Here is a 21003-nt window from a genome sequence, read left to right on the forward strand (position 1 = left end):
CTGTTAAAGTTATTTTTATTGACGTTAATTTTTTCTCTTTCCGATAATGGCCGGTTTTCTTTACCGTGACTAAAATCACCAATGGTAAGTAGCTTTAATGGCAGCTCAACCTTTTTTTGCAAGCCGCCGGTGTGGAGAGATAATTTAAGATTAATGCGAGCCTTAGGCACTTCATTCTGGAACGTATCAGTCACTTCTGTCTCTTCCCTTAGTTAATTATCATACACATCTTCGCTTGACACTTAATTAAGCGTAATAATAAAACAGCGCTCAACAAAACAGCAAGCCGCTTGCAATGAGTAAAACTACAGAACAAATACAGCAATAATTCATATCAACAATGAATGATTAGCGCGTCAAATATAAAAAAACGAAAATTCATAAAGTATTAAAAACTACACGTTATCAAAACATCACATGACCCATTTTAATAAATTGCATAAATTTGCTTTAAGTCAATATTGCCATATTACAAGCTTCAATATTAATAACTTTATTGATATTGCAGCATGAATAGTTATAGCAAAAGATGTACTGCACATGTTTGACCTGATACTCAGCACAAAACATCTTGCTTTTACATTTCTACGGCCACCTACATGCAGTGGCGATGTGACAATATTATCTGTTACAGATGATTAAGTTACATGACTCGCATTTATTCGTACAATGCCTTTTGGGTGACTCGGTCACAAGCCGCTATCCCGATGCAACACTCTCTGGACAACAAAGGAGCCAGGCGTTGATATGAAACAGATCACCCTTAGCGATATGCAGCAGCAGAGCGAAGCGGCGGCCAGTTCCCCGCGCTTACGTGCCCATCGCAATTTTCACCCTGAGCTGAGCGACCCGGTGCAGCGTCTGGCTATCGCTATGGAACCCGGCACCTATATCCGCCCGCACCGGCACCGACATACCTTTGAACTTTTGCTGCCGCTGAAAGGTCGCTTTGTGGTGCTAAATTTTGATGATCATGGCGCGATCACTAACCGGGTGGTGCTGGGTGAAACCTGCACGGCGCTGGAAATGGAGCCTGGCACCTGGCATACGGTGCTCTCACTCGACGCTGGTGGAATGGTATTTGAAGTCAAACAAGGCGCTTATCAACCGCTTGCTGAAATCGACACTATGGACTGGGCGCCAGCAGAAGGTCAGCCGGGTACCGCGGAGATGATGGCCTGGTATGCCATCGCGCAGCCAGGAGATCGCTATCCCTCTGTAACCCGGTAAGCTTGGCCGCCGCAAACGGATGCCGCGAGCATCCGTTTGCGTTATCCCTGTCGTCCAGGCATTGATTTCAAGATCCACATTCTCTTCATGATGCGTTCCCTCTCGTCGAGGTCGTTAATAAAAAAAAGTGTTGTATTCAGGCGCTAAGCAAACTATTTTTCTCGAGCGAAATTAATGATAGGATTACACCATCAAGTGAATGGCTGACGTAACAATAAGAATAATCATCTTATTGATATAATATTCTCAACATGAATGAATTTCATCAATCAGACCAGCGACGTTAACAAAAAAAAGCACATGACCATCAGATTTTCATTGCTAATACTGACCGCTATTTTTCTGCAATAAACAATCCTTATGAATATAACAGAACGGAATATCTGGAAATTAAATAATTTACCGCCAATGGAGTATTGTTCCCTTTCCCGGGCGCAAAAATTATTAAACTGTGAAATTGAAGACATTCTTCACTGGCATGATATCGGTGCGATCAATCTATGCCTGAAGCTTAACCCGACGCGGGGAACACTAAAACTCGCCGTCCTTTCTCATCAGGAAAAAGAGGTAACCAACACATTTAATCCACTCAATTCATCTGAGACGCTGGAAACCTACTGGTCGCCACACTCCCATATCCATAGCATTTTGCGGATTGATGGCGATATTCCCGTCATGGAAACCCAGAGCGGGAATACCGTCACGCAGTTCAACGTCAAGGTCACAGCTTCAGGACTCTGGCATCCGCACAGCCGGAATTTAATGGCGTTGCTGGAGGCGCCTAACGATATTCATCGTGAAAACAGGTTCAGCATGATGCTGCCTGAGAAACCGTTTGTTTATTGTCACTTCATTCCGCAGGAAGCCGAAAACCCCATCCTGTCATTGAATCGGCTCTATATTACCAGTCAGGCAATTGAGAAAATATTTGCCCATAGCATTAGCGCCCGACCGATGGATGTCACAAAAAATCCGCTACGGCAACAAACCGGTTATATCCATCAGGAATTAACTTCACTTCCGCAAAGTGAGGTACTGCTGGAATTTATCCACGATCTTATTCTGTCCCATACTTTATTTAATGTGAAATTGCAGACCATGGCTGAGCCAGACAAGACCCAGCTCTTTCATCACGTGCTGGAAAGGCTTAAGGAGGAAGTCATGCTTAGAGAGAATGCCCTGCCCGACGAGGCCGACACCAGCAACGCAGCCCACCGTTAATCCTGGCTCGCCGCCGAGCGACGCACGCCTTCAGGCAGGAGGCAGGCGCTTTTCCTGCTCAAGCGTTAGCGCAATCTCCCGCGCCAGGGCGATAAATTCGCGTGCCGCGGCGCTCTGCCACGCATCCCTGCGCTGGAGCAAACAGGCCGTTCGCTGCAGCAGCGCGGGTTCCAGCTCAATCGCCACCACATCATCATACTGCCCGGCGATCGCCGCCGGCAGCAGTGTCGCAAGGGGCGTTCGCCGAATGACCGACAGAACGGCGCCGATAGAGTTGGCCTCCATCTGCACGTCAGGTTCGAGCCGATGACGACGACAATAACGATCGATCTGCTCCCGGGTGGCAAACTCGCTGCTCAGTAAAATCAGCGGCTGCGCGTCGAGCGCCTGCAGCCTGAGCGCGTTCTCTCTGGCCAGAGGATGCGTGCGGCTCACCACCAGCGCGAGGGTTTCCGTCAGCAGCGGCTGAACGACAATATCCGGGGAACGACTGTCGTCAAAGGCGATGCCGACATCCAGTTCATCCTGCAGCAACATCATTTCCATGCGCTCCTGGTTCATCTCCTGGATCAGCAATTTCACGCCGGGGTAGCGTCGATAGTAGTTTTCCACCAGCGGTCCCAGCATATAGGTGGTGAAGGTCGGCGTCATGGCAATGCGGAGTTTGCCGCGCTGCAGATCCTCAGCGTCATGCAGAGCGCGCCGCCCCTCCTCAAGATCGCGTAACGCCCGGCGGGCATACTCCAGCCAGATCTCTCCGGCATCGGTTAACCGGATATAACGGCCAGAGCGGTCGAAAAGCTGAACCTCCAGCATGGCTTCCAGCTGGCGGATCTGCTGTGACAGCGCCGGCTGGGAGACGTGCAGCGCCGCGGCGGCGCGGGTAAAGCCACGGTGTTCTGCCACAGCGATAAAGTAGGAAAGATGGCGCAGGAGCATCCGCTTACCTATAAGTAATTCAACTAGGGTTCATCATAAATAAGTCTTTTAACTTATGAAACAAGTTACGTACCCTCTACGCACGACCCGTTGCCTCTTTTACCTTGAACATCATCTTATGCAGGAGTGACTATGTCCGCTCACGATCGCTATCTCCAGCGCGCCTTAGCGCTGGCAAAACACAACACAACCCACGGTGGTCGCCCCTTTGGCGCCGTGATGGTGCGCCATAACGAGGTTGTCGCCGAAGCCGTCAACACCTTTCATCTGAGCGGCGACCCAACGGCGCATGCCGAACTGAATGCCGTTCGCGATATTGCCGCCAGGCTGGGAAGCGAAGTTCTGCGCGAATGCGTTATTTACGCCAGCGGACAGCCTTGTCCGATGTGTCTTAGCGCACTCTATTTAACCGGCGTGCGGGAAGTATTTTTCGCCAACAGCAATCAGGACGGAGAGCCTTTTCAGCTATCTACCGCCGCGATTTATCAGCAGTTGCAGCAGCCGCTGGCGCAGCAGACGTTGCCGATCCATCATCGCCCCCAGCCGGAGGGGCTGGCAGTTTATCAGCGGTGGGCGGAACAGCAGCCATGAAAGCCGTGTTGCGACAGAATCTGACGCTGGGGATCCTGGTGCTGATCGGCATAAATATGCGGCCGCTGCTCACCTCCATCGGCCCTTTGCTTCCGGAGATCCGCGCCGCCAGCGGGATGAGCTATACCCTGGCCGCGCTACTGACCGCCCTGCCGGTGGTAGCGATGGGCGTGCTGGCGCTGGCCGGCGGCTGGGTCGATCGTCATGTCGGTCAAAACCGTAGCATTGCGCTAAGCCTGCTGATTATCGCGGCGGGCGCCCTGTTGCGGGAAATCGCCCCGAATAGCGGCCTACTGCTCACCAGCGCCCTGGCCGGAGGCGTTGGCATCGGCATCATCCAGGCTGCCATCCCGGCGGTGATTAAGCGCTTATTCGCCCGACGGACGCCGCTGGTAATGGGGCTATGGTCAGCCGCGCTAATGGGCGGTGGCGGGTTGGGCGCCGCGTTAACGCCGTGGCTGGCGTCGCACAGCACAGCCTGGCGGGATGCGCTGGCCTGGTGGGCGCTCCCCGCCCTCCTCGCCCTGCTCAGCTGGCTGGCGATTTGCCGGCACCTGCCCCGTGCTCCGCATCAGACCAGCGCCGCCCCCCGGGTAGCGATTATTGGCCAGCGCCGCGCCTGGACGCTGGGGCTCTATTTCGGACTGATCAATGCCGGCTACGCCAGTCTGATCGCCTGGCTGCCGCCCTATTATATGCAGCTTGGCGACAGCGCCCAGTACAGCGGCTCGCTGCTGGCGTTGCTGACGGTTGGGCAAACCGCGGGCGCGCTGCTGCTGCCGGCGCTGGCTCGCCAGGATGACCGGCGCCAGCTTCTGCTGTTTGCTCTGGCGCTCCAGCTGATTGGCTTCTGCGGCTTCATCTGGCTGCCGCAGCACTTCTCCGCGCTCTGGGCTCTCGCCTGCGGCGTCGGTCTGGGCGGCGCGTTTCCCCTGTGCCTGGTTCTGGCCCTCGATCATGCCGGACAACCGACGGTGGCCGGCCGGCTGGTAGCCTTTATGCAGGGTATCGGATTTATTATCGCCGGCCTGTCTCCCTGGCTTTCCGGCCTGCTGCGTAGCCTGAGCGGGAACTACACCCTTGACTGGTCCTGGCATGCGCTCTGTGTCCTGTTACTCATGGCGATCACGCTGCGCTTTATCCCGGCACACTACCCTGCCGAGTGGCGACAGCGCGCCTCTGATCTGCATTAAACCGGTGGCGCGTGGCAACGTGAATGCCGCGCGCCAAGCCTGACTAGCCCCGCTAATCGCCCTGATGAGAAACCCGTTTTCGCAGCGTCGCTGGCGCTAAATTTATTACCGGGCGAAATTAATGTGTCGCCGAATCACGACACTCGTAAGTAACTAAAAATTAATAAAAAAATGCCTCTTGTTTCCCTGATTTTTTAGGCGTACATTAGCGCCATCTGGAGCACTTAACGCACAGAATTGCGAGCTGCCGCAGGGTGAGATTTCACCAGCGACAGCCCTTGAAAAACAGAACAATTAATTCATTTGAACGTCGCATAAGCGCGTGGAGTGATGAGTCGTGAAATACTTCTTTATGGGCCTCTCTTTTATGGTCATCGTTTGGGCCGGTACTTTTGCCCTGATGATCTAGACTGCAGCGGTGTCAAAAAAAACGGGAGCCCAGAGGCTCCCGTTTTTGTTATAGCGTATTCGCCGAAGCGCTAGCTCGCGGCAGGCAGCAAGCCATCCGCGCGGAACATCGCCTTAATGCCGCGGATCGCCTGACGCGTCCGGTCCCGGTTCTCGATCAGCGCGAAGCGGACATGGGTATCGCCATAATCGCCAAAGCCAATCCCCGGAGAAACGCAAACCTTCGCTTCGTTAAGCAGCTTTTTCGCGAACTCCAGCGAGCCCATGTCGGCATAAGGTTCCGGAATTTTCGCCCAGACGTACATGGACGCTTTCGGACACTCCACCATCCAGCCGGCCTCATGGAGCCCTTTCACCAGCACATCGCGGCGGCGCTTATACTGTTCAGCGATATCCCGCACGCATTGCTGATCGCCCTCCAGGGCAGCGATCGCCGCCACCTGCAGCGGCGTAAACGTGCCGTAGTCATGGTAGCTTTTGATGCGGGCAAGCGCGTTCACCAGGGTCTTATTACCAACCATAAAGCCAATGCGCCAGCCGGCCATGTTATAGCTTTTCGACAGGGTAAAGAACTCGACGGCGACATCGCGCGCGCCGGGCACCTGCATGATGGAGGGCGCTTTCCAGCCGTCATACACGATATCGGCATAGGCCAGATCGTGGACGACCAGGATGTCATACTGCTTCGCCAGAGCGACAACCTTTTCAAAGAAATCCAGCTCGACGCACTGCGCGGTCGGATTCGAGGGAAAGCCAAGGATCATCATCTTCGGCTTCGGATAGCTCTCGCGGATGGCGCGTTCCAGTTCGTTAAAGAAATCCACCCCTTCCACCAGCGGCACCGAGCGCACCTGCGCCCCGGCAATCACCGCGCCGTAGATATGGATCGGGTAGCTGGGGTTCGGCACCAGCACGGTGTCGCCATGATCCAGCGTCGCCAGCATCAGGTGCGCCAGCCCCTCTTTCGAACCAATGGTGACGATCGCTTCCGATTCCGGATCGATATCGACGTTATAGCGTTCTTCGTACCAGCGCGAAATAGCGCGACGCAGGCGTGGGATCCCCCGCGAGGTAGAGTAACCATGGGTGTCAGGCCGCTGGGCGACGGTGCAGAGTTTTTCCACGATATGCGGCGGCGTCGCGCCATCGGGATTGCCCATACTGAAATCAATAATATCTTCGCCGCGCCGGCGCGCAGCCATTTTCAGTTCGGCAGTAATATTAAAAACGTACGGGGGGAGACGATCGATACGCGTAAAACGGCGTTCAGGACTGGATTCAGCCATAGGTTCCTCTGATTAACGTTAGCGCCCGGACCGTCCGAGCGACGCTGCCGCTGTTGCGGCTCGTTTAGAAAATAACCTGAAAAAAATCACGTTGTCGAGTGCCCTGACGAAAAATAATCACTGGCGTTAAAAACGGGTATCGTCTGCGCTAAATACGGCAGTACGCTGCGGGATGAATACCGTTTTGTCTGCAAGTGGTAACATATTGATATCTTTTCTATCACGGGTATTTATCGTTTCTTCTGGCGTCTGGCGGTACATCGCCTCCCCACCCCTCAATCCCCTTTTAAAAGTGCGCCTTTTCCTCATTATTTTTCTGCGTCTGGTCTTCTGTCGTCAGGTTTTTTATCATGTCCTTTTCTGGCCACTGACGCGGCGCACCCATGCACGAAATCTTTACTATGATGCTGGCGGTCTATGATCGTGCGGCCCTGATGCTTATTTGCCTGTTTTTTCTCATTCGCCTGCGCCTGTTCCGCGAACTGTTGCATAAGTCGGCGCATACGCCGAAAGAGCTGCTGGCTGTCACCGCCATTTTCTCGCTGTTCGCGCTCTTCAGTACCTGGTCCGGTGTGCCGGTGGAAGGATCGCTGGTAAACGTGCGCATCATCGCCGTGATGTCCGGCGGGATCCTGTTTGGTCCCTGGGTGGGGGCCATTGTCGGGGTGATTGCCGGTGTGCACCGCTATCTGATTGATATTGACGGCGTGACCGCCGTGCCCTGCTTTATCACCAGCATCATCGCCGGCCTGCTGTCGGGGTTGATTAACCGCAAAGTGGCCCGCGATCAACGCTGGAAAATCGGCATTCTGGCCGGAATGGTCTGCGAGACTCTGACCATGATCCTGGTGGTGATCTGGGCCCCTTCCCTCAGCCTCGGCGTGGATATTGTTTCGAAAATTGGTATCCCGATGATCCTCGGCAGCGTCTGCATCGGTTTTATCGTGCTGCTGGTGCAGAGCGTGGAAGGGGAAAAGGAGGCCAGCGCCGCGCGGCAGGCGAAACTGGCGCTCGACATTGCCAACAAAACCCTGCCGCTGTTCCGTCAGGTCAACAGCGATTCTCTGCGCCAGGTTTGCGACATTATCCGCCGCGACATTACCGCCGACGCGGTGGCGATCACCAATACGGAACACGTGCTGGCCTACGTGGGCGTCGGTGAAGCCAACTATCAACATCATAACGATGTCATCAGTCCCACCACCCGACAGGCCATCCGTTATGGAAAAATCATTATTAAAAACAATGATGAAGCCCACCGCACGCCGGAGATCCACTCCTTGATGGTCATTCCGCTGTGGGAAAAAGGGGTGGTCACCGGTACGCTAAAAATCTATTACTGCCACGCCCATCGCATCACCTCGACGCTGCAGGAGATGGCGATAGGCCTGTCACAAATCATCTCCACCCAGCTGGAGGTTTCCCGCGCCGAACAGCTACGGGAGATGGCCAACAAAGCGGAGCTGCGCGCTCTGCAAAGCAAGATTAACCCGCACTTTTTATTCAATGCCCTGAACGCGATCTCCTCCTCGATTCGCCTTAATCCGGACACCGCGCGCCAGCTCATTTTTAATCTGTCGCGCTATCTGCGCTATAACATCGAATTAAAAGACGATGAGCAGATTGATATCAAACGAGAGCTGTATCAGATCAAAGATTACATCGCCATTGAACAGGCGCGATTCGGCGACAAACTGACGGTTATCTATGATATTGACGACGACGTCAGCTGCGTGATCCCAAGCCTGCTTATCCAGCCTCTGGTGGAAAATGCCATTGTGCACGGCATTCAGCCGTGTAAAGGGAAAGGCGTGGTGACGATCGGTATCAATGAGTGCGGTAATCGGGTTCGCATCAGCGTTCGCGACACCGGCAACGGCATCGATCCCGCCGTGGTCGCCCGCGTGGAAGCCGATGAAATGCCGGGTAACAAAATCGGCCTGCTCAACGTTCATCATCGGGTGAAACTTCTCTATGGCGAGGGGCTGCATATCCGCACCCTGACGCCAGGAACGGAGATCGCTTTTTATGTCCCCAATCACTCTACGCCGCAGGCGCTGACGGAGTCTCTGTTGTCATGAGCGGAGAAAAGATGAAAGTTATCATTGTGGAGGATGAGTTTCTGGCCCAACAGGAACTCTCCTGGCTTATCAACACCCACAGCCAGATGGAGATCGTCGGCAGCTTTGACGACGGACTGGACGTGCTGAAATTTCTCCAGCACAACAAGGTCGACGCCATCTTTCTCGATATCAATATTCCATCGCTGGACGGCGTTCTGCTGGCGCAGAACATCAGCCAGTTCGCCCATAAGCCTTTTATCGTCTTTATCACCGCGTGGAAAGAACACGCCGTGGAAGCCTTTGAGCTAGAGGCGTTTGACTACATTCTGAAGCCCTACCAGGAGTCGCGCATCATCAATATGCTGCAGAAGCTGACCGCCGCCTGGCAGCAGCAGAATAACGCCGCTTCCGGGTTAACCAGCGTGGCGCCTCGGGAAAACGACACCATCAATCTGATAAAAGATGAGCGGATCATCGTCACCAGCATTCATGATATCTATTATGCCGAGGCGCACGAGAAGATGACTTTCGTCTACACTCGCCGGGAGTCATTCGTCATGCCGATGAACATTACCGAATTCTGCAGCAAACTGCCCACCGCACATTTCTTTCGCTGTCACCGCTCGTACTGTGTGAATCTCAGCAAAATTCGGGAAATTGAGCCGTGGTTTAACAATACCTATGTGCTACGCCTGCGCGACCTGGAGTTTCAGGTTCCGGTCAGTCGCAGTAAAGTGAAAGAGTTTCGCCAGCTGATGAATCTGTAGACGGCGGGGCTCCCCGCCTGGCCGGGCTACGACAGTAGCCCGGGAGGAATGCGCTTACAGCACTTGACCCAGCGTCTGACGCAGATGCGCGCCGGAGCCCAGCAGGCCTGGGTTGTCATGCACGATCAGGTAAACCGGGATATCCTGGACATAGGCTTTAAAACGACCTTTGTCCTCAAAACCGCCGCGGAAGCCGGAGGCTTTAAAGAACTCCAGGAAGCGCGGCACGATGCCGCCAGCGATATAGACGCCGCCAAACGTCCCCAGGGTCAGCGCCAGGTTTCCACCGAAGCGCCCCATAATGACGCAGAACAGCGACAGCGCCCGGCGACAGTCGGTGCAGCTATCCGCCAGCGCCCGCTCGGTGACCTCACGCGGCTGCAGGTTCTCCGGCAGTCGACCATCCGATTTGACTATCGCGCGATAAAGATTGACCAGACCAGGACCGGAGAGGACGCGTTCTGCGGAGACATGCCCCAGCTCAGCGCGCAGCTCTTCCAGAATAATGCCCTCTTCTTCGCTGTTCGGCGCAAAATCGACATGGCCGCCTTCGCCCGGCAGGCTGACCCAGCGCTTATCAACGTGTACCAGATGGGCTACGCCCAGCCCGGTTCCGGCGCCATAAACGGCGATCGGTTTGCCGGCTACCGGCGCGCTGCCGCCGAACTGAATCAGGTGCTCGGCTTTCAGCATCGGGATGGCCATTGAAACGGCGGTGAAATCGTTGATAATCTCCAGGTGCGCAAAGCCAAGGTTGCGCTTCATCTCGGCGATGGAGAAGGCCCAGGTATGGTTGGTCATCGCCACCCAGTCGCCGGTGATCGGGCAGGCGATAGCGATACAGCCTTCGCTGACCGTCACCTGATGCTCCTCGAGATAGACGCGCACCACCGCCTCCAGACTGGGATAATCGAGCCCGGAATAGGTCTTTGCACGAGAGATCTCTCCGCTCGCCAGATCACACAGCGCCAGGCGGGCGTTGGTCCCCCCGACATCTCCTACTAAAGCAAATTTTGTCATTCCGTTACGGCTCCGCTAAAGTCAAAATAAATCTTTTGGCACACTGTAAATTCATGGCGGCTTAACAACAACGTCCAACTCGCGGACGCCCCTTGTTTAGCGACACAGGTCACATTTAGTTTGTAATCAATGCAAAGTAGCCTATTAACGAGGCCACGGGTATCAGACGCCGCCTTAACTTTATCGTTTCAGCACCATTTGCATCGACGGTCCCCGCCGACAAAGGCAAAGTAGTGCTCCTGAACTTTAACAAGGACATTTTCATGCTCCATCCTCGCGCCAGAACAATGCTGATCCTGTCGGTGCCGGCTATCCTGATTGGCATCGCCTCCAGTCTGATCCTGATCGGCGCGATGAAGATTGCCGCGTTGCTGCAGCGCATCCTGTGGAGCAATCTGCCTGTGCAGTTTGGAGTAAGCGCCGAGAACCCGCTGTGGATCATCGCCATTCTCACGGCGACGGGGATCGCGGTGGGCCTGATCGTCCGTTACAGCCCGGGGCATGCCGGGCCGGACCCGGCGACCGAGTCGTTAATCGGCGCGCCCATTGCCACCGGCGCGCTGCCCGGGCTGCTGGCGGCGCTGATCCTTGGCCTCGCCGGCGGCGTCAGCCTCGGCCCGGAGCATCCGATTATGGTGGTGAATATTGCGCTGGCCGTCGCCGTCGGCTCCCGACTGTTCCCGCGGGTCAGCTCTCTTGACTGGACCATTCTCGCGGCCTCAGGCACCATCGGCGCCCTCTTCGGCACCCCGGTGGCCGCCGCGCTGATTTTTTCGCAAACCCTCAACAGCAGCAACGAGTCGCCGCTATGGGATCGTCTGTTTGCCCCGATGCTTGCCGCCGCCGCGGGCGCGCTGACCACCGGGCTGTTTTTCCACCCCCACTTCACGCTGCCGCTCCCACACTATAGCCAGATGCACTTCGTCGATATTGTCAGCGGCATGATCGTCGCCCTGATCGCTATCGCCGTCGGTATGGTCGCCGTCTGGTGTCTGCCGCGCCTGCACACGCTGATGCATCGCCTGAAAAACCCGATCCTGACGCTGGGCCTCGGCGGCTTGCTGTTAGGGATCCTCGGGACCATTGGCGGACATTTAACGTTGTTTAAGGGGCTGGATGAGATGCAGCAGCTGGCCTTCAGCCAGACGCTGACCGCCTCGGATTATCTGCTCATCGCGCTGGTTAAACTGGCTGCGCTGGTTCTCGCCTCGGCCTGCGGCTTTCGCGGCGGGCGGATTTTCCCCGCGGTCTTCGTCGGCGTGGCGCTGGGGCTGATGCTGCATGCCCACGTGGACGCCGTGCCGGCGGCGATCACCGTCTCCTGCGCGATCCTCGGCATGGTGCTGGTCGTCACCCGCGACGGCTGGCTGAGCCTGTTTATGGCCGCCGTGGTGGTGCCGGACACCACGCTGCTGCCGCTGCTGTGCATTGTGATGCTCCCGGCCTGGCTGCTGCTGGCCGGGAGGCCCTTGATGATTGCCAGACACCATACCGACTAAACGCGGCTGTTTCGTTCCTCCAGCGCCTGCGTCACCGCGCGCAGGAAATCGGGGATATCCATTTTCGGCAGCATCACTTCCACCAGGGTGAGCGTATCGGAGGTGATGCTCTCCGCCATCGCCTCCCGTAGCTCATCGGTGTGCGTAACCCGCCAGCAGCGCGAGGCAACGTCCGGGGCGAAGGCTTCCGGCAGGCGTCGCCAGTCCCACAGGGCAATGTCATTGTAGCGCTGCTCCGGGCCGTGAATCGCCCGCTCCACGGTATACCCTTCGTTATTCAGCAGCAGAATAAGCGGCTTTTGCTTATCGCGCAGCATAGAGCCCATCTCCTGAATCGTCAGCTGGGCGGCGCCATCGCCGACGATCAGCACCACCCGCCGCTCTGCCGCCGCGGTTTGCGCGCCATAGGCGGCCGGGAGGGTAAAACCAATCGAGCCCCACAGCGGCTGGACGATCAGCGACGCCCCTGACGGCAGCTTCAGCGCGGCAATGCCGAAGGCGGCCGTCCCCTGGTCGGCGAGAATAATATCGCCGGGACGCAGCGCCCCCTGCACCGTCGCCCAGAAATTTTTCTGCGTGAGTTCGCCGTCGGCCTCCTCCTCCACTTCCGGCGCCACGACCTGAGGCGCAGCCCACTCCGCCGCCAGCGGTGCGGAAAGGGTCATCAGCGCAGCCAGTGCCTGATCCATCGGCACGCCGCTGAACCAGTGATCGCCCACCCTGACCGCGAAGGGCTGGATCTCTATCGTCTTATCCCGCGCCAGATGCTGGGTGAATCCTGCGGTGATGGTGTCGGTGAAGCGCGTGCCGATGCAGATGATGGTGTCGGCGTTTTCGATGGCCTCCCGGGTCTGCGGCGCGCTGGCGATACCGCTGTAGGTGCCGACAAAACCTCTCTGCTGCTCATCGAACAGCCCCTTGCCCATTAGCATGGTGGCGTGGGCGACGGGGGTTTTCGCTACCCATTCCCGGAGCGTGTTTTGCAGGCCATAGCGTTGCGCGAGGAAGTCCGCCAGCAGGGAGATGCGTCGACTGCCCCGCAGCAGGCGGCTGGCATGCTCGCAGAATCCGGCGAGCTGGTTTTCATCCGCCGGAGCGGCCTCCACCAGCAAGCGCTGCGCTGGGGCAATCGCTGCCGCTCTGGCGACATCGGCCGGCAGCATCAGATAGCCAGGCCGATGATGCGTCAGCATATCGCGCAGAACACGGTCGATCTCATGGCAGGCGTTGCCGGCGGTCAGCAGCGCCTGGCTACAGGTGATCTGCTCGCTCATCCGCGCAAAATGGCGGAAATCGCCGTCGCCCAGGGTGTGATGCAGCAGTTCGCCGCGCTGCTGAGCGCCAGTGGAGGGCGCGCCGACGATATGTAATACCGGAATATGCTCCGCATAGCTGCCCGCCACGCCGTTCAGGGCGCTCAGTTCGCCGACGCCGTAGGTTGTTAGTAACGCACCGGCTCCCTTAATGCGTGCATAACCGTCAGCAGCATAGGCCGCATTGAGCTCGTTGGCGCAGCCGACCCACCCCAACGCATTGTGCGCAATGACCCGGTCGAGAAACTGTAAGTTGTAATCTCCCGGCACGCCGAACAAGCGGTCAATACCGCAGTCGACGAGGCGATCCAGCAGATAATCCCCAATAGTGTAAGTCGGTTGCATATCCATTTTCCTCATTTTGGCGCAGGTGTAATTTGAGTATTGAATAAGCGATCCGCCTGTCCAGAAAGGGGGTGATAAAGGCGGTGTAAAGCAATAATTACGCCGAAAAAGCGATGTACTCCACGCAGAACATTGATTAGTGTAAACGTATACACACCCTGTTTTATCTGCGGAGGAAGAATGGTTTACCAGGCAAGTACCACGCGATATCAAACGATGGCCTATCGTCGCTGCGGCCGCAGCGGCCTTCAGCTGCCGGCAATTTCTCTCGGTCTGTGGCATAACTTTGGCGATGAAACGCGGGTGGAAACCAGCCGGCAGATGCTCCAGCACGCATTTGACCTCGGCATTACCCATTTCGACCTGGCCAACAACTATGGGCCGCCGCCGGGCTCGGCGGAGAGCAATTTTGGCCGCATCCTCAAAGAGGCGCTCCTGCCCTATCGCGATGAGTTGATCATCTCCACCAAGGCGGGCTACACCATGTGGGACGGCCCTTACGGCGACTGGGGTTCACGCAAATATCTGGTGGCCAGCCTTAACCAGAGCCTGCAGCGCATGGGGCTGGAATATATCGATATTTTTTATCATCACCGCCCGGACCCGGAAACACCGCTGACGGAAACGATGCGCGCGCTTGATCACCTTGTCCGTCAGGGTAAAGCGCTGTACGTCGGCATCTCCAACTATCCGCTGGCCCAGGCGCGGGAGGCGGTGAAGATCCTTAACGATCTCGGCACCCCCTGCGTCATTCACCAGCCCCGCTACTCCATGTTTGAACGCGGCGTGGAAGAGGGGCTGCTGGATTTTTTGCAGACGGAAGGGGTGGGAAGTATAGCGTTTTCACCGCTGGCCGGCGGACAGCTCACCGACCGCTATCTCAACGGCATTCCGGCAGACTCACGTGCCGCCAGCAGCAGTCGTTTTCTGCAGCCGGAGCAGCTGACCAGCGCCAGATTAGAAAAAATTCGTCAGCTGAATACGCTGGCGGAAGCACGCGGGCAGAAGCTGTCGCAGATGGCGCTGGCCTGGGTGCTGCGCGAGGAGAAAGTCACCTCCGTGCTGATCGGCGCCAGCAAAACCGCCCAGCTGGATGACGCTGTCGGAATGCTGAAACATCGTCATTTCAGCGCCGAAGAGTGCGCCGCGATTGATGCCATCCTGGCGCTGTAAAGCAAATGTTACTTTAGCAAAAAGTGCTCTTTTCTGTGCTTTCGGAGTTCGTCCGATGCGATAGGTCTTTACCGGCCCGTAATATCACGTTAACAGGCCGCTTAGGGCCCCGATCGTGAAGGAGAAGAGTATGTTCAGGTCACTGATTCTGGCAGCAGTACTGCTGGCCGCAGCGCCATTAGTCGCTAACGCTGGTGAAATCACCCTGTTGCCATCGATAAAATTACAAATTGGCGATCGTGACAATTACGGTAACTACTGGGACGGTGGCAGCTGGCGCGACCGTGATTACTGGCGTCGTCACTATGAATGGCGTGATAACCGTTGGCATCGTCATGACAACGGCTGGCACAAAGGCTGGTACAAAGGCAGAGATAAAGCCTGGGAGCGCGGCTATCGCGCCGGCTGGAGCGACCGCGACGATCGCCGCGGCGGCTGGGGACGTGGTCCCGGCGGGCGTGGTCACGGTCATGGACATGGCCATCACTAACAGACGAAAAGGGGAGCCCATCGGCTCCCCTTCACTTTGTTCCGCATCAGGAGGCCATTAATCCACCCCGAGCAACGATCCCACAATTAACCAGCCGTTCAGGCTCACCACAATCGCGACTATCGCCCAGCCGATGCCTCTCACCCAGCGGGTATTCACCAGGTCTCCCATTAGCTTTGCATTGCTGGTAAATATCAGCAGCGGTACCAGGGCAAGCGCAATACCAAAGCTCAGCAACACCTGACTCATCACCAGGATGCGCGTTGGATCCAGCCCCAGCAGAATGACGACAAACGACGGCAGCATAGTGACCGCCCGGCGAAACCACAGCGGAATATGAAAGCGAATGAAGCCCTGCATGACCACCTGACCTGCGAGAGTCCCCACCACCGTCGATGATAAACCTGCAGCGACCAGGCTGAGGCCAAAGATGGTCGCCGCCGCATGGCTCAGCAGCGGCTCCAGCGTTCTGTAAGCCTGATCAAGATCGGCGACGCCGGTATGGCCATTGAAATGGAATGCCGCCGCGGCGGTCGCCATCATCGCCAGGTTGACGAACCCGGCAATGGTCATGGCGATCGCCACATCCCAGCGGGTCGCGTTATAGCGCTCTTTTCGCGTCCCGCCGTGCAGGTGCTGGGTAAGCGAGGAGTGTAAGTAGATCACGTGCGGCATAATGGTGGCCCCCAGCACCCCGGCGGCTAAGAATACCGCCTCGCCGTTGGGCAGCGTAGGGATCGCCAGCCCTTTGGTCAGGGGAGCCAGCGCGGGCTGGGAAAAGATCAACTCAACGACATAGGCGACGGCAACAAACAGCAGCAAGCCGCCAATCACCTTCTCCAGCGGTTTTTGTCCGCGCCGCTGCAGCATCAGGATCAGGAAGGTCGCCACCCCGGTCAGCACCGCCCCTTGCAGAAGCGATACGCCCAGCACCAGCTTAAAGCCAATCGCAGCGCCGATAAATTCGGCCAGGTCGGTGGCCATGGCAATGATTTCCGCCTGCACCCAGTAAAACCACACTACCGGGCGCGGGTAATGGTCGCGGATCTGCTCGGCCAGGTTTTTACCGGTGGCAATGCCGAGTTTGGCAGAGAGCACCTGGATCAGCATTGCCATCAGGTTGGCCCATACCACCACCCACAGCAGCTGATAGCCAAAGCTGGCGCCAGCCTGAATATTCGTGGCGAAATTACCCGGATCGATATAGCCAATGGCAGCGACGAAAGCTGGCCCCATTAAGGCGAGCTTCACCTTGCGCGCGGCGCGACTACTGCTATTCTCAACGCGACTGCTAGTCATCTTCTGCCTCTGGAAATATAGCCTTTGCTATGTTTCATGCTATCAAAATGCGAATGATTATCAAGTTCATTTAGAATGGAGATAATGATTGCTGTGATAGGAGGGAACAATTGCTGGCCGGAAATGAAAAACGGGCGTCAGTAAACCCGATCGCGCCCGCTATTAAGAGTAGTACAAGAATGCAACTTTTAAAACCTTTACGTAACATAACAAAAGTGGATGTTTGATCACTATTTTTGCCATTGGTCACAGTTCCTTGCAATAGTGTGCAATTGATCTCGTTTTCTTTAAAGCCGTTGCATAGAATGTGCACGGAAATTTAACCTGCCTCATATTTGGAGCAACTATGGACCGCGTCTTGCATTTTGTCCTCGCGATCGTTGTGGTGGCTATACTGGCCCTGTTGGTCAGTCATGACCGTAAAAAGATCCGTATTCGTTATGTTGTTCAACTGCTTGTCATTGAAGTCCTGCTGGCCTGGTTCTTCCTGAACTCCGATATTGGTCTGGGTTTTGTGAAAGGCTTCTCCGAGATGTTTGAAAAACTTCTCGGCTTTGCCAACGAAGGGACAAACTTCGTGTTCGGCAGCATGAACGACAAAGGTCTGGCCTTCTTCTTCCTTAAGGTTCTGTGCCCTATCGTCTTCATTTCCGCGTTGATCGGTATTTTGCAGCATATTCGCATCCTGCCGATTGTTATTCGCGCCATCGGTACCGTGCTGTCGAAAATCAACGGCATGGGCAAGCTGGAGTCCTTCAACGCCGTCAGCTCGCTGATCCTCGGCCAGTCGGAAAACTTTATTGCCTATAAAGATATTCTCGGCAAAATGTCGCGCAACCGTATGTACACCATGGCGGCGACCGCGATGTCCACCGTATCGATGTCCATCGTTGGCGCATACATGACCATGCTGCAGCCGAAGTACGTCGTCGCGGCGCTGGTGCTCAACATGTTCAGCACCTTTATCGTTCTGTCGTTGATTAACCCGTACCGTGTGGAAGAGAGTGAAGAAAATCTGCAGATGTCGAATCTGCACGAAGGCCAAAGCTTCTTCGAGATGCTGGGCGAGTACATTCTGGCGGGCTTTAAAGTCGCGATTATCGTGGCGGCGATGCTGATCGGCTTCATCGCGCTGATCTCCGCGCTGAACGCCCTGTTCGCCACTGTGACCGGCTGGTTCGGCTACAGCATCTCCTTCCAGGGGATCCTTGGCTATATCTTCTACCCGGTCGCCTGGGTGATGGGCGTGCCGGCAAGCGAAGCGCTGCAGGTGGGCAGTATTATGGCTACCAAGCTGGTCTCCAATGAATTCGTCGCCATGATGGATCTGCAGAAAATCGCCTCGACGCTCTCCCCGCGCGCGGAAGGCATTATCTCTATCTTCCTGGTCTCCTTCGCCAACTTCTCGTCTATCGGCATCATCGCCGGGGCGATCAAAGGTCTGAACGAAGAACAGGGCAACGTGGTTTCTCGCTTCGGTCTGAAGCTGGTTTACGGCTCCACGCTGGTCAGCGTCCTGTCTGCTTCTATTGCGGCTCTGGTTCTGTAACAGGCGCCTGTCATCTGAGCCGGGCGATGCCCGGCTTTTTTTACCCGTCATTCGCCCAGCGGCTGGGGCTTGCCCACCAGGTAGCCCTGCAGATAATTCACCCCCAGCTCCAGCAAGCGCGCTTTTTGCGGTTCGCTTTCGACATATTCCGCCACCACGCTCATCCGTTTCGCCCGCGCCATCTCGACAATCGATTTCACCATAATGGCGTCCAGCGGGTCAGTGAGGATGTCGCGGACGAAGCAGCCGTCAATCTTGATGATATCGGCCTGGAGATGCTTCAGTCGTTCATAGTTCGCATATCCGGTGCCAAAGTCATCAATGGCGATGGCGCAGCCAAACGCGCGCAGCGCTTCAAGATTTTGCCGGCTGATGTCGGCATTGGAAAAGGCCTGCTCTTCAGTGACTTCAATAGTGATAAGGTCTGGTGAGACCGCATAGCGTTGAAACAGCGCGATAATCTGCGCGGCGCTATCCTTTTGCATCAGGGTTGCAGGCAGCAGATTGACCGAGAATCGCTGGCCAGCGTGCTGATGAAGCACGCTGAACAAGGTCTCCAGCACCAGCATGTCGAAACGTTGGCTGAGGTTAAACTGCACAATCAACGGGATAAACTGATCGGGCATAATGACGCTATCGCCACAGCGCATCCGGGTGAGGATCTCATGATATCCCTCCCCTTCCCTGTTCTGAATCGGTTGCGCATAGAGCATGAGCGCCCGCTCTTTGAGCACCTGCTTGACGCGCATGAGGAGGCGCACCTGCTCGGTGGTTTGATCCACCACCAGCTCCTGCTCCTCATCCAGCGCCAGCACCCGACGTTCGCTGCCCGCCTGTTCGGAAAGCCAGCTTAGCTGACCCAGCATCTGGTGAAGTCCCTCGCGCTGACCGTCGTCGCGGCCCCAGGCCGCGCCAAACTCCAGATCCAGCGGCTGATTGTGCCAGCTGAATTTTTTGTGGTTGAGAACCGCGACCATATGGTGCAAACGGGATGAGGGTTCCGGTCCATCAAGCACGAGGATCAGTTCGCTGCCCGGCACCTGGAAAACTTTATCCGCCGCCCCCAGCAGCGGTTGCAGCGCCCGAATAATCTGCCGTTTACAGTCCACCCCCATCATCAGGCCATAATGCCTGCTGAGAAAGTCGAGATTATGAATACGCAGGCTGCAGATAACCTGCTGCGGACAGCTTTGTAAATGGCTCTCCAGCGCGCGCAGGTTAGGCAAGCCAGTCAGCGGATCTTCTTCCGCCTGACTACGCCAGCGGCGTTTATTGCGATCGCTGCGGGCATAGGTGTCTGCCATATAAAACAAACAGATAGTAAAGGAGATCAACACTGACAGAACAAAGGATAATGAATACTCGCTTTGGACGCCCTGGAGAAAGTTTTTGTTATACACCACCAGTAAAAAAGCCGAGACCGACCATGAAATACGCAGCAGCGCATGACCAATCCGGCTAATCCCGATAAAGTAGACGATAAAAATCACCGGAACTAAATAACCGGCAATAAATTCAGACTGATACGGCGCACACAATAGCGTTAATATCACCGCCAGCGCGATAAACCAATATAGCGTAAAGGAACGATATTTTGCTGCCAGCCACGGTAAACATTCCTGCCGCCAGAATCGTCGAGCGTAGCGTGGATTGATAATCATCCGCATTGGATAATATAAAAAGGTGGTAAAAATTAATGCTGCGCTGATTAAACTTTGAATATCTATTACGGTGTAAATCAACGGCATACTACCAAAATAGCTGGTAATAGATAGGGGAAACGCAAAATATTGTCCGGCGAGGTACATGGTGATTTTCAGCAGCACCGGCGCGAAGAACCCGCCCCAGAAGATCCGCGCCCCCATATGTTTCGCCGTTGGACCACAGCGCCAGCGCTTACCCACCATCAGTCTTAGAATAGCGCAGGAGACGAACACCGCAAACAGCTGACAAAAGAGTAAGATAAACGCCTGCGGTAGCGTTAATTTAATTATCAGGCTATTGGTAATGGCAAATGCGAGAATTAATGGCGCAATCGCATAGCGACCAAAGATAAAAATAACAGAAAACATTACGCTGATTGGCAGCCAGGCAATATAAATAAGATTGCCATCAATAACCGTTTGCGGTGAAATAAAACGAGCCAGCGGAATAGCGACTAAACAGACGATAAAGGCCAACAGAGTTTTTTTGATATTAATGTTAATTTTATCAACCATTATTGTTAATTAAAACTCCGGCAACCTCATTACGTTTAATGGGGGAAATGTTATGTTGCTTATTTAGGGCAAGCAAGGTGAATTATCAGGAAAAAGTCTGAAATTACTTTCGATTTTAATAGCTGGAGATTAACTGACGTAACCAGAAAGTGCTTTACATGAAAATAGATAAAAAAAAACCCCGCCGAAGCGAGGTTTCTGAATTTTGGTGGAGCTAAGCGGGATCGAACCGCTGACCTCTTGCATGCCATGCAAGCGCTCTCCCAGCTGAGCTATAGCCCCACAGGACCTCTTTACGAACCAAATCCGCTGGGTGCAGAATTTGGTGGAGCTAAGCGGGATCGAACCGCTGACCTCTTGCATGCCATGCAAGCGCTCTCCCAGCTGAGCTATAGCCC

The 21003-nt window shown here is 55.5% G+C and carries 18 protein-coding genes and 1 tRNA gene; 11 read left to right on the forward strand and 8 right to left on the reverse strand.

Going from position 1 to position 21003, the window contains the following annotated elements:
• The coding region (locus tag K5R89_RS25200) for a type VI secretion system contractile sheath small subunit (RefSeq protein ID WP_142293041.1) at positions 1-194 on the reverse strand (194 nt) is incomplete at its 3' end.
• 553 nt (positions 195-747) lie between these two features.
• Between K5R89_RS25200 and K5R89_RS25205 the strand changes: the two genes are divergently transcribed.
• Together K5R89_RS25205 and K5R89_RS25210 are read left to right on the forward strand one after the other, a co-directional pair.
• Entirely contained in the window at positions 748-1230 is a 483-nt protein-coding gene (locus tag K5R89_RS25205; protein WP_023290574.1) for a WbuC family cupin fold metalloprotein, read from the forward strand.
• 360 nt (positions 1231-1590) lie between these two features.
• Positions 1591-2451 (forward strand): hypothetical protein, encoded by an 861-nt coding sequence (locus tag K5R89_RS25210; protein ID WP_032428953.1) that lies wholly within the window; start codon positions 1591-1593, stop codon positions 2449-2451.
• A gap of 30 nt (positions 2452-2481) precedes the next feature.
• Here the strand turns inward: K5R89_RS25210 and cynR are convergent, their stop codons facing one another.
• Positions 2482-3390, reverse strand: a complete 909-nt coding sequence (gene cynR / locus K5R89_RS25215; RefSeq protein ID WP_072420950.1) for a transcriptional regulator CynR — start codon at positions 3388-3390, stop codon at positions 2482-2484.
• A gap of 132 nt (positions 3391-3522) precedes the next feature.
• Between cynR and K5R89_RS25220 the strand changes: the two genes are divergently transcribed.
• From K5R89_RS25220 to ypdK, 3 genes are all read left to right on the forward strand, one after another.
• Positions 3523-3981, forward strand: a complete 459-nt coding sequence (locus tag K5R89_RS25220) for a nucleoside deaminase (protein ID WP_023290577.1) — start codon at positions 3523-3525, stop codon at positions 3979-3981.
• Positions 3978-5174 (forward strand): CynX/NimT family MFS transporter, encoded by a 1197-nt coding sequence (locus K5R89_RS25225; RefSeq protein WP_044524297.1) that lies wholly within the window; start codon positions 3978-3980, stop codon positions 5172-5174. Before K5R89_RS25220 ends, K5R89_RS25225 begins: the two co-directional genes overlap by 4 nt.
• Before the next feature lie 337 nt (positions 5175-5511).
• Positions 5512-5583 carry a membrane protein YpdK gene (gene ypdK / locus K5R89_RS25230; protein ID WP_099119320.1) on the forward strand — a complete coding sequence of 24 codons (72 nt, stop codon included), beginning with the start codon at positions 5512-5514 and terminating at the stop codon, positions 5581-5583.
• Positions 5584-5653: 70 nt separating this feature from the next.
• Here the strand turns inward: ypdK and alaC are convergent, their stop codons facing one another.
• Positions 5654-6868 (reverse strand): alanine transaminase, encoded by a 1215-nt coding sequence (gene alaC, locus K5R89_RS25235; protein WP_004202031.1) that lies wholly within the window; start codon positions 6866-6868, stop codon positions 5654-5656.
• Between the two features lie 383 nt (positions 6869-7251).
• On the opposite strand from alaC, the gene K5R89_RS25240 reads away from it, so the two are divergent.
• Both K5R89_RS25240 and K5R89_RS25245 read left to right on the forward strand, forming a co-directional pair.
• A complete protein-coding gene (locus K5R89_RS25240) occupies positions 7252-8949 on the forward strand; it encodes a sensor histidine kinase (protein WP_023290579.1) in 1698 nt (565 codons plus the stop codon).
• A gap of 11 nt (positions 8950-8960) precedes the next feature.
• Complete coding sequence (locus tag K5R89_RS25245) at positions 8961-9698, forward strand: LytTR family DNA-binding domain-containing protein (protein ID WP_023290580.1); 738 nt, start codon at positions 8961-8963, stop codon at positions 9696-9698.
• A gap of 54 nt (positions 9699-9752) precedes the next feature.
• Here the strand turns inward: K5R89_RS25245 and glk are convergent, their stop codons facing one another.
• Positions 9753-10718 carry a glucokinase gene (gene glk / locus K5R89_RS25250; RefSeq protein ID WP_004202027.1) on the reverse strand — a complete coding sequence of 322 codons (966 nt, stop codon included), beginning with the start codon at positions 10716-10718 and terminating at the stop codon, positions 9753-9755.
• Between the two features lie 263 nt (positions 10719-10981).
• Here glk and K5R89_RS25255 point away from each other — a divergent pair, with 263 nt between their 5' ends.
• A complete protein-coding gene (locus K5R89_RS25255) occupies positions 10982-12217 on the forward strand; it encodes an ion channel protein (protein ID WP_217259622.1) in 1236 nt (411 codons plus the stop codon).
• Here K5R89_RS25255 and K5R89_RS25260 read toward each other — a convergent pair.
• Positions 12214-13875 (reverse strand): alpha-keto acid decarboxylase family protein, encoded by a 1662-nt coding sequence (locus K5R89_RS25260; RefSeq protein ID WP_171882347.1) that lies wholly within the window; start codon positions 13873-13875, stop codon positions 12214-12216. The two genes, K5R89_RS25255 and K5R89_RS25260, sit on opposite strands and share 4 nt — an antisense overlap.
• A gap of 180 nt (positions 13876-14055) precedes the next feature.
• On the opposite strand from K5R89_RS25260, the gene mgrA reads away from it, so the two are divergent.
• Both mgrA and K5R89_RS25270 read left to right on the forward strand, forming a co-directional pair.
• On the forward strand, positions 14056-15048 hold the full coding sequence (gene mgrA / locus K5R89_RS25265; RefSeq protein WP_217259623.1) for an L-glyceraldehyde 3-phosphate reductase: 993 nt from the start codon (positions 14056-14058) through the stop codon (positions 15046-15048).
• A 130-nt stretch (positions 15049-15178) separates the two neighbouring features.
• Positions 15179-15538, forward strand: coding sequence for a DUF2502 domain-containing protein (locus K5R89_RS25270; protein WP_023290584.1), 360 nt, complete (start codon positions 15179-15181; stop codon positions 15536-15538).
• 57 nt (positions 15539-15595) lie between these two features.
• Here K5R89_RS25270 and K5R89_RS25275 read toward each other — a convergent pair whose 3' ends face one another.
• On the reverse strand, positions 15596-16837 hold the full coding sequence (locus tag K5R89_RS25275; protein WP_004202021.1) for an Nramp family divalent metal transporter: 1242 nt from the start codon (positions 16835-16837) through the stop codon (positions 15596-15598).
• A gap of 346 nt (positions 16838-17183) precedes the next feature.
• On the opposite strand from K5R89_RS25275, the gene nupC reads away from it, so the two are divergent.
• Positions 17184-18386 (forward strand): nucleoside permease NupC, encoded by a 1203-nt coding sequence (nupC, locus tag K5R89_RS25280; RefSeq protein ID WP_012540950.1) that lies wholly within the window; start codon positions 17184-17186, stop codon positions 18384-18386.
• Between the two features lie 47 nt (positions 18387-18433).
• Here nupC and K5R89_RS25285 read toward each other — a convergent pair whose 3' ends face one another.
• Positions 18434-20605: an EAL domain-containing protein gene (locus tag K5R89_RS25285; protein WP_049013226.1), complete on the reverse strand. Its 2172-nt coding sequence runs from the start codon at positions 20603-20605 to the stop codon at positions 18434-18436.
• Positions 20606-20811: 206 nt separating this feature from the next.
• Positions 20812-20887, reverse strand: a tRNA-Ala gene (locus K5R89_RS25290).
• Positions 20888-21003 lie beyond the last annotated feature (116 nt).

It is taken from the genome of Klebsiella sp. TF21-TM (genome assembly GCF_019753495.1).
GTDB lineage: Bacteria > Pseudomonadota > Gammaproteobacteria > Enterobacterales > Enterobacteriaceae > Klebsiella > Klebsiella quasipneumoniae.

What these genes read in the sequence shown, in the direction of transcription:
- K5R89_RS25260 (WP_171882347.1), bottom strand. Translation starts at nt 13,875, where the DNA reads ATGCAACCGACTTACACTATTGGGGATTATCTGCTGGATCGCCTCGTC.
- K5R89_RS25225 (WP_044524297.1), top strand. Translation starts at nt 3,978, where the DNA reads ATGAAAGCCGTGTTGCGACAGAATCTGACGCTGGGGATCCTGGTGCTG.
- K5R89_RS25270 (WP_023290584.1), top strand. Translation starts at nt 15,179, where the DNA reads ATGTTCAGGTCACTGATTCTGGCAGCAGTACTGCTGGCCGCAGCGCCA.
- mgrA (WP_217259623.1), top strand. Translation starts at nt 14,056, where the DNA reads ATGGTTTACCAGGCAAGTACCACGCGATATCAAACGATGGCCTATCGT.
- K5R89_RS25245 (WP_023290580.1), top strand. Translation starts at nt 8,961, where the DNA reads ATGAAAGTTATCATTGTGGAGGATGAGTTTCTGGCCCAACAGGAACTC.
- glk (WP_004202027.1), bottom strand. Translation starts at nt 10,718, where the DNA reads ATGACAAAATTTGCTTTAGTAGGAGATGTCGGGGGGACCAACGCCCGC.
- cynR (WP_072420950.1), bottom strand. Translation starts at nt 3,390, where the DNA reads ATGCTCCTGCGCCATCTTTCCTACTTTATCGCTGTGGCAGAACACCGT.
- K5R89_RS25220 (WP_023290577.1), top strand. Translation starts at nt 3,523, where the DNA reads ATGTCCGCTCACGATCGCTATCTCCAGCGCGCCTTAGCGCTGGCAAAA.
- K5R89_RS25210 (WP_032428953.1), top strand. Translation starts at nt 1,591, where the DNA reads ATGAATATAACAGAACGGAATATCTGGAAATTAAATAATTTACCGCCA.
- K5R89_RS25275 (WP_004202021.1), bottom strand. Translation starts at nt 16,837, where the DNA reads ATGACTAGCAGTCGCGTTGAGAATAGCAGTAGTCGCGCCGCGCGCAAG.
- nupC (WP_012540950.1), top strand. Translation starts at nt 17,184, where the DNA reads ATGGACCGCGTCTTGCATTTTGTCCTCGCGATCGTTGTGGTGGCTATA.
- K5R89_RS25285 (WP_049013226.1), bottom strand. Translation starts at nt 20,605, where the DNA reads ATGGTTGATAAAATTAACATTAATATCAAAAAAACTCTGTTGGCCTTT.
- K5R89_RS25255 (WP_217259622.1), top strand. Translation starts at nt 10,982, where the DNA reads ATGCTCCATCCTCGCGCCAGAACAATGCTGATCCTGTCGGTGCCGGCT.
- alaC (WP_004202031.1), bottom strand. Translation starts at nt 6,868, where the DNA reads ATGGCTGAATCCAGTCCTGAACGCCGTTTTACGCGTATCGATCGTCTC.
- K5R89_RS25240 (WP_023290579.1), top strand. Translation starts at nt 7,252, where the DNA reads ATGCACGAAATCTTTACTATGATGCTGGCGGTCTATGATCGTGCGGCC.
- K5R89_RS25205 (WP_023290574.1), top strand. Translation starts at nt 748, where the DNA reads ATGAAACAGATCACCCTTAGCGATATGCAGCAGCAGAGCGAAGCGGCG.